Genomic DNA, 11,781 nt, shown 5'->3' on the forward strand with positions numbered 1-11,781 from the left:
TGTGTAACAATTGCTCGTCCCAACACTGGTTTCCCTTGAATTCGAGGGAAGGCTAGCCTCTGGCAAGCTTGAATAATAGCATCGAGTAATAAAGTTATAGCGATCGCAGCAGCTAGGACTAGCACAATTCGCAGACTATGCTTACTGTAACGGCTGGGTAGATGCAGTCGGAACAGGACACCATGAGCCATAACGAACATGCCAAGGGATACCAAAGCCAGTTGAGTCAGGAGTACCGTTTCCCCTTTGACTTTCTTCACTAACGGTAGCCATGAGGGAAATCGTAACAGGATAGGCAATAGTAAACCAGCACAGACAGCTATAGGTAAACGCTTTCTTCGGGGAAATAGACCACTGCGAGAATCTTCTAACCAGAAATCCCATGGGTTGTGATCGAAAAAGGCAACTCGCCCTCCTGGTTGGAATTCTGGCATGGTTTTGGCTTGCTGTGCGCTGATAATTGGACCATAGTCAGAAGTGGTCAAAGCATAGGGCAACAGGACGATGAATGCCACACCTAACCCAGCTGCACAAAACCAATAGTCATTCTTTTGGGAGGATAGTCTGATTTTACCCTCTCGCCAACGCAACAGTTTCAGCACCAGGACGCCACAACAGAGGAAAACGCACTGAGGATAAAATAAGCCCTGGAGGGTGATCACTACGAGACAGGGAATCAATGAGCGCCGTGATAGGTAGTACAAAAATGCTAGCAGCAGGGGATAAATGAAAGCCCTAGGGGTTGCTGATACTAAATCATCGAGCATCCATAGGGTTTGATTTAGGAGCAAAGACGCAATAAATCCTGCAGCTGGGATGGGCAGCATTTGTAGACAAAGCCCGAAACAGTAACTAGTGGTAATCAACCCTAGCACCATCGGTAGTAGTTTATTCAATAAGAGGGGATGAATCCCGACAAATCCGATCAGCCGATAGAGGGTAGTATAGCCAGCGGGTGCTACAGATTGGAAGTAATTGGCAATCAGATCATCGGGAAATAAGCTGGGATCAAAAAACCGTTGCATCCAAAATACATGCTGTCTGGCATCATCTTGTACAATGTATTGATTACTAAAGGCTTCTTCGAGGGCGATCAGGCTGTAAACCATAGCAAATGCTAGGCTCAAGCTAAACCAAAATATTACTTGGTTTTTAGGGGGATTCGAGGCTGAGGGATTCATACTTTTTTGTGTTTGGGTAGAGACACTTAAAATGGAATAATGGGGTGACGGTTATAGGTAATTTTCTAGATTAAGTATTATTAGCAGTGAAATATTATCGTTAACAGTAATCATGAAACGGTCAATAAAAAGCGATCAAGTACAATATCCAAATTAAACGAAGACGAATAAATTACCTTTGTACTTTCCTGTATACTTTTCCGTGTACTTTTTTGTGTGATGGAAACCAAACGATTACAGCTAGGGAAATTACCTCAACCTCCCTTGCGACTATTATGCATTACCCTACTGCTCTTAGGAATAGTCTTTCGCTTAGCCAATCTCGACAGCAAAGTCTACTGGGGGGATGAAACTTTCAGCTCCTCTAGAATTGCTGGCTATTCAGCGGAAGAAATTATCGGGGATATCTACACGGGTGAAGTGATTAGCGCTACAGAATTACAAAAATACCAGACCCCTAATTCTGACCGTAACCTCGCCAATACCTTACGAATTATAGGGGAAGAAGCGCCACAACACCCGCCAGTTTACTATATTTTAGCCCGATTCTGGGAACAATGGCTTGGTAATTCCCTAGCACTCAAGCGCACTTTACCTGCTTTGATTAGCTTGCTGGGATTACCCTGCCTGTACTGGTTGTGCTTAGAACTATTTGGAGCATCATTGACCCCATGGCTTGCCGTCTCGCTATTCGCTGTTTCACCGATCCATATTTTGTATGCCCAGGAAGTTCGGGAATATAGTCTGTGGACTGTGAGTATCTTGCTATCGAGTGCTTCCCTGTTACGAGCGATGCGAGTCAACACTAGGGTGAGTTGGTGCATTTATGCCCTTTCTGTAGCGCTATCTTTCTACTCTCATTTATTTTCAGCACCGATTATCCTAGGTCACGGCATTTATGTCCTGATCATCGCAGGTTGGCAAGGGCGTCAACGGGTAATTGCTTACATCTGTGCGGTCACAGCAGCACTGCTCATATTTTTACCTTGGTTAGTTGTTTTTTTGGAAAACGAACCTAGAGCTAGCAAGGAATGGGGATGGGTGATTAAAGAATTACCCCCCCTGGATCTTGGTCGATATTGGTTGAAGAATCTACTGTACGGCTTTTTTGATGTACCCCTAGGCAAGGAGTACCCGTTTGACCTAACCTTTAGCTACACCCAGCCGAGAACTTACCTAGTGCTACCAATTGTGGGGCTAATGATTTATGGGCTATATTTTCTCTGTCGCTACACTCCAAAACAAGTTTGGCTATTTGTTTTGCTCCTGATGGGATTTACTAGTCTACCCTTAGTGCTACCAGATGTAATTTCAGGAGGCATGCGCTCAACGATTGCTCGATATCAACTCCCAACCTACATCGGAACTCAACTGACGATTTCCTATTTACTCTCCACGAAACTCAGTAAGTTTTCTATTGGTATTTGGCAAAAACGTTTATGGCGATTGACTACAGTTATATTAGTCTCTTGTGGTGTGATATCTGGTGTACTTATTGTTCAAGCTGAAACTTGGTGGACGAAATACAGTGATTACTATAATGCAGACGTTGCTAATATTATTAATCAGTCTCCTGCTCCCCTTGTACTGAGCGATAGTACTCACAATCGAATTCTATCCCTGAGCCATAAGCTTGACCCAAAGGTTCAATTACAACTCATCAAAAAAATTAAAAATGTTTCAGAAATACCTGAAGAAAAATTACCAAAAATATCAGGTAACTTTAGTGATGTTTTTGTTTTGGAAAATATTCCATCACCCTCATTGTTACGCCCCAGTATGGAAAAACATAATAACTATAAATTTAACCTGATATACGAAGGAAATATTGGCTTTAAAAAACGGAAAACTCTGTTGTGGAAAAAAATTGATTAGATTGATTAGTCATTAGTCATGAGTTATTGGTCATTGATCAAGTTAATTTTGGCTTTTGACTTTTGGTTTCACTGCACTAACTTCCAGAGATGCTTGCGTTTATGAGCTGGTTTAACGTCATAGGGTGACTCCTCTTCAAATTTTTGTCGCAGTTTTGGAGAAGGTCTATATAAGAAGACGTCACTGAAACTGGAAAAAACTTTAGGAGAATCCTTATTTTTGATTAATTGTAAGGTCACGTTTGGCTCAAGTAAATAACTCAGAGACACTAATCGCATGATATCACTACTAATCACCAAGGGACGATTGGCTTCATTAATAATATGAGCTTCCTCAGGCGTGTAATAGTTACTGTATTTATGCCACCACGTTTCTGCTTGAGAACTAATGGCACAAGACAGGACACCTCCTGAAATAACTGTAATAGCAACTAATCGCCATAGTTGTTGTTGTTTTATTGTCTTAGCATTAAGGGGATTAATTTTTTTAGCAAGGAGGTAAGCAACACCAAGTTGTATACCCAAGTAACAAGGAATGAAATAGCGAGCCATGCTGGAACGCTGTCCTCCTAAAATTAAATCCTGACCAATGGGAAACATTCCGACAACTGCGATCATAGTCAAGATAAATAACCAAACCCGTTGCTGAGTATTACGAAATAGAAAATAAATAGAATAGCCGACGATAATTAAAATTAGGATATCGAAATAAATCAGTAAGTGGTCGTAGCTAAACTTTAGGTCTCGACCTGACCGCACATCAAATAAGGGATTTTTATAGCCAATCTGGATATCGAAAAACACAGAACTAAGATTGATAAGCCAGCGGGTGATAAGTTGACCGAGTGGAGTCTCTTTATCCGCCCAATCTCCCAATGCAATACCGTTTTTAATTACCAATCTGAGCCAAGGAATAAAGGCGATAATCCCGACAAGCGAAGCTAATCCATACCTAACGACTTGTTTACTAAAACGAAATTTTTCTATACAAAGAACATAGATACCATGTCCAATAAAAACTAATCCAGAAAGCAAATAGCTGTAGAGATTTAAAGAAACTGTTATGGCATAGATTACCCAACTCATCAGTGTGCTAAGACGCATCGCCCTCAGCAAGGCTATGCTGGAAAGCAATGTGGTCACTGTCCACAAGCTATATTGTCGAGCTTCCTGGGCATACAACACATGGAATGGAGAGACACACAGCAATGCGATCGCAATCCATCCCGTTAAGGGAGACTCGAACAACTCCAAACAAAGCCAATAAATGCACGGCAAAGTCAAGAGACTAATCAAGGCTGGTAAACTTCTCATCACCGTTACGGAATAACCGAACAATTTTGACCAAAAGTGAGCCATGACAAAATATAACGGTGAATGTTGTGGTTCATATAACGCTAATCCTTGGATCGTGTCACCTACATCTTTGTTATCATTAGGACGCTGATACTGCTGTAAATCTTTAACATTAATTTGACGACCATCAATTTCTTGGATAATTTCTGCTTTGGTATAGCCAGAAATTCGCAAGGATGTATAGGCTTCATCAATCCAATAGACTTTTTTGTCAATATTGACTAATCGAAAAACTATCCCCAGTAGTAAGATAATAAGAATTAAATACTTAGACCATTGACCAGATGTAGGTCGATTAAATTTTAGATGATTTCCCATGACTTATTGGGGTGGGGGTTATTAATTGGTGGCCTTTGAGCAGAGGTTAAGGATTGGATAAGCGTTGGGAAAATTAAGTTAGCCGTTTCAGGCAACACCAAATGGTAAAGCTTACCCCTCAGCAGCAGTATGGCAAGACTAAATTCATTGCCAGCACTTTCAAACCTTAGCCGAATCGTGATTTAAGACTGAAACTTGGAATTTAGGGAAGGGAGCAGTGAAGGCAATGCCAAAGCGCGGATATCACGACTGGTAGTTCTGCCTTAGTTAAAAAGATGATCAGCCAACGACACCGAATTAGGCATCGTATTTATCAATCATTTACATATCTTTACATAAATTCGTTGTGTTCAATGAATTCTACCAACTTACCTGTATTATGGAAGGGAAAATCCATAAAGGTAACCCTGGGTAAGCATGGGAGGATTTAGTGACTACTCCCACATCAAATCAAAGATTATGATGTGGGCTTCTCAATCTTACGAATGAGACTTGCTGATCCTCGATATCCTGTATCGATTTACCACAGCCATTAAGCGGCAGTCCAACCGCCAATAATCCACGATTTAAGATATTAATTCCGCTGTTCCAATCTCTATCAATTTTGATTTCACAACTGGAACAACAATGAACTCGAACGCTTAAACTTTTTTCGACTCTAGAGCCACAATTAAAACATTCGATACTTGTGCCCCGTGGGTTGACTTCCTGAACTAACAAACCGCGTCTTACCGCTACTGCTTGCAATATTTCCAGAAAACACCCCCAAGCCGCATCGTATATTGATTTTGCCAGTTTAGTTCGAGCGAGTCCTTTGATGTTTAAGTTCTCGTAAGTAATTAGCTCGTACTTGCTGCACAACCAATGAGCAATCTGATAATGAAATTCTTTCCGACACCGGGTTAAATGAAGATGTAATAAGGCTACTTTGTGTTTGGCTTTTTTCCAGTTATTAGAACCCTTGACACGGCGTGACATTACTTTTTGGGCTTGAGCTAGCTTGTCTTGAGCTTTCCGATAAAACTGAGGAATAGGTATTGCTTCTCCATCAGATGTAGTCAGAAATTTCTCTAAACCAACGTCAATACCAACGGCAGATTTAACTGAATCTACAGGTAACAGTTCAGGGACGGTATCATCTTTCATCGAAATACAACAATACCAGCCATCAGCTTTTTTGACGATAGTGCATTGTTTGAGGATGAAGCCTTTAGGTAATGGTCGATGCATTACGACAGGCATTGATCCGATTCGACTTAGCTTCAAAACACTATCAACCAGGTGCGCCCCAGCTTTAGAATTGTTGATCCTGGGAAATACAAAAGATCTAAGGTCTCCAGGTTTTTTAAAACGAGGTCTTCCCCCTCGTTTCCCACTTGCGTCAGGTTTCCTCCATCTGTCCCAGGCTTTATTAAGCCTTTGTAGATTGACTTGTTGAGTTTCTGCGTAAATTTTTTTGTATTCAGGAAACAGTTGTTTTGTTTCCTTTAGGGCTGCCTGTTGAGTGTAGTAATTTACCTCTTCTGGAATTTTACCAATCGGCTCACTTATCAAGCTACATCTGTCAATCGGGGAACGAGTCCGATTAAGCCAATCAAGTCGTTGTCCCAAGGCATAATTCCAATGGCGGCGCAGTAATTCGAGCCATCTTTCCATGGTGACGATTTGTTCAGGACTTGGCTTGATTCGGTAGCAGTAAGTCAGTATCATGGTTTTATTGTAGCATTTATCGTCGAACTATTAAAAATAACTACACAACATAGAACAGGTTTGTTTATCATTTTACTGTACATATTGTACTAGTAAGCAAGTACAGAGGACAAGTCATATCAGAGCAAATTTTGATGAGGCCGTAGGCCAAGCTGCGCGAACAGGTTAAAGCAAATCTGCTCTGATAGTTGCGTCAAATGGGACTGCAATAAGCGTGGAATTCAACGGTGAGAAAGACCATATTAACTTACTTGTTGACCTTAATCCTAAAGTTGCTCCAGTCAAGTTGATAGCAAATATAAAGACTGTAACCAGCAGATTGATTCGTTACTGATTCTCTGATTAATTGAAACAGTTTTACACCAGACAAAAAAGTTTTCACTGACAGGATATTATTTTGTAGCTTCTTGTGGCGGCGTAACGGTCGAACAGTTAAAGAGCTATGTCCTTGCGCCAAAATACCCCGTCAGGTAATTCCCCTCCCGCTAACCCTCCGGGTATAATGGGAGACCCCTTACCTGTTTAGATTGGATGAATGACATCGATCAACGAAAGCTTTTATCACTGTTATGTCATGGATCAATATTTTTTAGCTCTCTGGTGGTCTCTATTGCCATCCCGATAGTTATTTTTTTGCTCACCGAAGACTCAGTGGTCAAAGCAAATGCGAAAGAAGCTCTAAATTTTCACATTTGCCTTTATATATATGTGGTGATTTTTTTGATACTGGCTGTGGTGATTATTGGGATTCCGCTGCTAATTATATTAGGTCTTGTAAGTCTAATTATGCCCATAATTGCCTTAGTTAAGGTGCTGGAAAATCCTAATCAGCCCTATCGCTACCCGTATATTTTTCGGGTGCTTTGATATGCCATGGCATAATTGATACAACGTTTGGGAGATGACAATATTGATGAGTTAGGGTAGTTTATCGTCAAAGATTTTACTGACTATCCCGAATCATGAAGCGATCGCTTGTCCGTATTTCCGTATTCATATCATTACTAGGGTTTACTCCATCTCCTGGTATAGCAGCTCCCCCTAGAACTCCAGACCAAACCGAAGCCTGTGAAATCTTAGTGATTGGAGGTGGATTGGCTGGTGCAGCGGCTGCCTATGAAGGCTTATTGGCAGGGCAAACCGTGTGCTTAACTGAGATTACCGACTGGGTAGGGGGACAAATTTCTGCCCAAGGAACCTCTGCTCTGGATGAACGACCCACTCAGCGATCGCGTTTGTTCTATCCTAAGGGCTATCTAGAATTACGCGATCGCATCAAGCGCTACTACCGTCAACTCAATCCTGGGGACTGCTGGGTAAGCGAATCCTGTTTTCTACCCCGTGATGCTCACCAAATCCTGTTTAATATTTTACGAAAGGCGGCCAAACGGGGAAAAGGGAGATTAAAATGGTTTCCCTCTACTGTGGTTAAGGAACTAGAGATTAGCGCTGATGGCAAAACCATTGACAGTGTGATTGCTATTCAACACAAAAGTACTGCTGATGCTCCTGGCCTGAACACTTTCCCCTTATCTCAAACCATTGAAGATTGGTATAGCTACGAGAATTCCTCGCGCTTTGAGAAAAGCATTTTGCGCATTGTCCCCCAACAGAGCCAAGACAATAGTTCTAATTGGTACATTATCGACGCAACAGAAACTGGTGAAATTATTGCCCTAGCTGACGTTCCCTACCAGTTGGGGATTGACTCCCGCTCCTACCTAAACCCCTCCGCATCTAGTGCTACTGACGACCCCTATTGCACCCAAGGCTTTACCTACACCTTTGCCATGGAGCAAACCAAGGAGGCTCAAACCCAAGAAATGCCCTCCTTTTACCCGCAATACCAACCCTACTACAGCTATGAATTACAGCGGCTAGCGGACTTTGAAGGAGTATTCACCTATCGGCGAATTTGGAGTTCTAAGCGGGGTAAACGGATCCGATGGGGGGTTACTGCTCCCACTCCAGGCGACATTTCCATGCAAAACTGGACATGGGGTAATGATTATCGTCCTGGCACTTCAGAAGATAATCTAGTCTACACCCGTCGCCAATTACGAACTACTGGTCAACTGGCTCCCGGTGGCTGGATGGGAGGCTTGCGCACGGACAGTCTACGGAAAGGAGAAGAAAACGCTCTCGGCTATTACTATTGGCTAGTCGCAGGAACTACCGACTCCCAGCTTGGGGATGGGGTAAAAGAGCCTCATCCCAATCACCGCTATCTAAGCGGGTTAGATTCTCCGATGGGGACAATGCATGGGTTGTCTAAGTATCCCTATATCAGGGAAGGGAGGCGGATTATTGGACGCCCTTCCTTTGGCTATCCTCAAGGCTTTACTATATCAGAAGTGGATATTTCCCGCCGTGACTACCAGGATGACTATTATCGGCAGACCCTCTCACCAGATGAATATCGCCGCTTGTGGGCAGTACTGGCTGGATTAGAAGCCCCCTCTGTGATTCAAGGTAAAATCCAGCCAGATCAAGTCAGCCAACGCAGTCGCTCTACTATCTATCCTGATTCTGTAGGTATTGGTCACTATGCCATCGACTTTCATCCCTGTATGACCCTAAGTCCAGCAGAAACCCCAGGAAACACCGAGCGTCAAGGGGAACGGCGGGGAGCAGGTCAAGCCTATCCGTTCCAAATTCCCCTGCGAGCAATAATTCCTCAGAAAATTGACAACCTCTTAGTAGCAGGTAAAAGTATTGCTACCAGTCACATTGCCGCTGCTGCTTATCGGGTGCATTCCTTTGAATGGTCATCCGGTGCTGCTGCTGGTACAACCGCTGCTTTTTCCTTAGAAACTGGGATAGCACCTTACCAGCTTATACAAGAACCCCTCCTGCAACAAACCCAACTCCAAGCTCTACGCCAGCAATTGAAAAAAAACGGTAATCCCACCGCTTTCCCAGACACGTCCATCTTTAATCAGAATTGGGACGATTGGCGTTAAAGGGACACAGTTTACTAATAGTAACTATCGATATTAGTTATATGTAGTAGGCTACGTTTTTACATACATTGATAATGGCTCTTCCATAGATATTATGCTAAATAACCGTCCAAATCTATTATCGCCTTACTGGGTAATGATTTGACTTTATCAACAGTTTTTTTAACTGTTAAAGTAATTCCCAGTAAAGCTTTGAGCATAAGGGAAATTAAAATTAGCATCAACTTGTAACAAAGAGCCTTTATTATCTGTTTATCGATAATAATAAGTCATGGCATAACCATGACTTATTATTAATAATTAGCGACAATAATGCTAAAAATAGTTAGTTAGTAATTGGTCATTGGTAATTAGACTACTATTCCCTATTCCCTATTCCCATAAGGTATTTGTAGCCAACATTCAATTACCTTCTGGTTTAGATATTAATCCTAATCAGTATTGTGAACTCTTCTAGCATGCTGATTCAGCTGAGCTGTGGTAGTCATAAAATCAGCCAATTAGTTGGTAATTAAAGTTCGCTGACAATTGACGGGGATGCAGCAAATGCTAACCGTGGTATTAGAAAGATTCGATTCAGAAGCGCGATGGTAGTTTTGATAGCGCGTTGATTAACCTGACTTAATATTATTTCCCGACCAACTTCACCATTCCAATCCCACCAAAATATAGACCAAGTACAGCACCCCCCAGTAAACTTTGAGTGAGAGGATCTGTCGAAGGAGTCAGCACTGCTCCCAAGATAGCTGCTCCTAGGACAACCGTGCGCCAACCAGAAAGCATTTGCTTGGAAGAAACAATTCCCAAAAACCCCAGTAACATTTGAATAACTGGGATTTGAAATGCCAAGCCGGTACTAAACATCAACAGTAAGACAAATTCAAAATACTTATCAATTGACCACAACTGCTCTACTACATCTGCTCCGTAACTGATAAAGAAATTCAGAGCGGCAGGAACTAGAGCAATGTAGGAAAATCCCAAGCCTAGGAAAAACAGAACCGTTGAGCCTAAAACCACAGGTCCGATGAAGCGTCGCTCCCGGCGAGTCAACCCTGGTAAAACAAATAGAAGGATTTGGTAAAGAATAAAAGGACTAGCCACCAGTAAGCCACTATAGCCAGCCACTTTCAAGGACACAAAAAAGTATTCCCCCGGAGCCAGTTGCAGAAACTTGACCCCCCTAGCTGGAATTTCCAGCAACTGGACAATCGGCTTAACTGCCACAAAGCAGCCAGCCATGGACAAGAATACAGCAATCAGCGAGTAAAAAATCCGCTTTCGCAACTCCTCTAAATGGTCGAACAGAGACATCTCGACATCATTAGGTACCTCGTCGAGATAGGTCTCAGGGTCTTTGAGAGTATCCAAACTTTCCTGGGGAGCAGTATCTAACTCAGAAGGCGTCATGGATTTTGATAGGCTTAGGGAACGTTAACTATTGTATCTTCTTGTATCTTATGTATCTGCTTGTATCTTCTAACGATTGTGTGGGGATAATTCAAACTCGACGATAGACGCGATAGTTAATATTGGGAAAGATATTGTCAATCTCCTCGACCTTCTCCAGCCAGCCTGCATCAATCTTGCCCAGCTTGATATCATCGTAAAGCTTATTAAACCGCATCAAATGCGATCGCGTTCGTCTAACTGCATAAGGGACCATTGTCTCGGTGCGCATAATAAATGCCCAGTCTGACGATTGCGCTAGTAGTAACTCTCGCGCTGCTTGATTTAATGCCTTCCACTCCAACTCGTCTCTAGCTTCCAACCTTGACAGCTCAATCATCCGTTCTGTGGCTTTGTGCAGATGAGGGTAAATCCAGGTATTGGTTTCATTGAGCCAGTATTCATGGAACCCCTGATACCCCCAGCTAGATTGAGAAGGCTTACAGACTTGTTGGATCGGATGATTCCGCAAATAATCTGCCAAATGAGTCATGTCATAGGTGTTCTGGTCATACCAAGACTTACGGAGCAAGACATCCAGAAACCAAGGACCCTCGTACCACCAGTGACCAAATAACTCTGCGTCATAGGGAGACACCACAATGGGAGAACGCTCTATCATTGCTGCTAGATGTTTAACCTGCTGCTGGCGATTAAACATGAAATTTCCAGCATGTTCCGCAGCTTTGTCTTTTGCCCAATACGGATCATACAGTTGCTTTTCCCCTAATCCTGTACTACGGTCTGTAATTTTGTGATACTTTATACCCGTATTCTTCCGCTGTCCATGGGGCATAATATAAGGTTTAATGTAATCATAATCAGCTTCCCAGCCTAAATCCTTGTAAAATTCCCGATATACTGGATCCCCTGGATACCCGACTTCCGAAGACCACACCTGCTGGGATGACTCATGGTCACGACCAAAGG

The 11,781-nt window shown here is 42.6% G+C and carries 9 protein-coding genes; 4 read left to right on the forward strand and 5 right to left on the reverse strand.

Annotation, left to right across the window (positions count from 1 at the left end):
• A partial coding sequence (locus tag F6K52_RS23265) for a hypothetical protein (RefSeq protein ID WP_293083403.1) occupies positions 1-1,181 on the reverse strand: 1,181 nt, incomplete at its 3' end.
• A 219-nt stretch (positions 1,182-1,400) separates the two neighbouring features.
• Here F6K52_RS23265 and F6K52_RS23270 point away from each other — a divergent pair.
• A complete protein-coding gene (locus tag F6K52_RS23270) occupies positions 1,401-3,056 on the forward strand; it encodes a glycosyltransferase family 39 protein (RefSeq protein WP_293083406.1) in 1,656 nt (551 codons plus the stop codon).
• Positions 3,057-3,124: 68 nt separating this feature from the next.
• Here the strand turns inward: F6K52_RS23270 and F6K52_RS23275 are convergent, their stop codons facing one another.
• Complete coding sequence (locus tag F6K52_RS23275; protein ID WP_293083408.1) at positions 3,125-4,729, reverse strand: glycosyltransferase family 39 protein; 1,605 nt, start codon at positions 4,727-4,729, stop codon at positions 3,125-3,127.
• Positions 4,730-5,179: 450 nt separating this feature from the next.
• Positions 5,180-6,439, reverse strand: coding sequence for a transposase (locus F6K52_RS23280; RefSeq protein WP_293083411.1), 1,260 nt, complete (start codon positions 6,437-6,439; stop codon positions 5,180-5,182).
• 214 nt (positions 6,440-6,653) lie between these two features.
• Here F6K52_RS23280 and F6K52_RS37060 point away from each other — a divergent pair, with 214 nt between their 5' ends.
• From F6K52_RS37060 to F6K52_RS23290, 3 genes are all read left to right on the forward strand, one after another.
• Entirely contained in the window at positions 6,654-6,773 is a 120-nt protein-coding gene (locus F6K52_RS37060) for a transposase (RefSeq protein WP_364419275.1), read from the forward strand.
• Positions 6,774-6,970: 197 nt separating this feature from the next.
• Positions 6,971-7,306, forward strand: a complete 336-nt coding sequence (locus F6K52_RS23285) for a DUF4870 domain-containing protein (protein ID WP_293083414.1) — start codon at positions 6,971-6,973, stop codon at positions 7,304-7,306.
• A gap of 95 nt (positions 7,307-7,401) precedes the next feature.
• Positions 7,402-9,402: an FAD-dependent oxidoreductase gene (locus F6K52_RS23290; RefSeq protein ID WP_293083417.1), complete on the forward strand. Its 2,001-nt coding sequence runs from the start codon at positions 7,402-7,404 to the stop codon at positions 9,400-9,402.
• A gap of 627 nt (positions 9,403-10,029) precedes the next feature.
• Here the strand turns inward: F6K52_RS23290 and tatC are convergent.
• On the reverse strand, positions 10,030-10,812 hold the full coding sequence (gene tatC / locus F6K52_RS23295) for a twin-arginine translocase subunit TatC (RefSeq protein WP_293083420.1): 783 nt from the start codon (positions 10,810-10,812) through the stop codon (positions 10,030-10,032).
• Between the two features lie 91 nt (positions 10,813-10,903).
• Positions 10,904-11,781 (reverse strand): 1,4-alpha-glucan branching protein domain-containing protein (locus F6K52_RS23300; RefSeq protein WP_293083422.1); only part of this gene is annotated, 878 nt, incomplete at its 5' end.

The organism is Moorena sp. SIO3H5 (assembly GCF_010692395.1).
In the GTDB taxonomy this organism is placed as follows: domain Bacteria; phylum Cyanobacteriota; class Cyanobacteriia; order Cyanobacteriales; family Coleofasciculaceae; genus Moorena.

What these genes read in the sequence shown, in the direction of transcription:
- F6K52_RS23275 (WP_293083408.1), bottom strand. Translation starts at nt 4,729, where the DNA reads ATGGGAAATCATCTAAAATTTAATCGACCTACATCTGGTCAATGGTCT.
- F6K52_RS23285 (WP_293083414.1), top strand. Translation starts at nt 6,971, where the DNA reads ATGAATGACATCGATCAACGAAAGCTTTTATCACTGTTATGTCATGGA.
- tatC (WP_293083420.1), bottom strand. Translation starts at nt 10,812, where the DNA reads ATGACGCCTTCTGAGTTAGATACTGCTCCCCAGGAAAGTTTGGATACT.
- F6K52_RS23270 (WP_293083406.1), top strand. Translation starts at nt 1,401, where the DNA reads ATGGAAACCAAACGATTACAGCTAGGGAAATTACCTCAACCTCCCTTG.
- F6K52_RS23290 (WP_293083417.1), top strand. Translation starts at nt 7,402, where the DNA reads ATGAAGCGATCGCTTGTCCGTATTTCCGTATTCATATCATTACTAGGG.
- F6K52_RS23280 (WP_293083411.1), bottom strand. Translation starts at nt 6,439, where the DNA reads ATGATACTGACTTACTGCTACCGAATCAAGCCAAGTCCTGAACAAATC.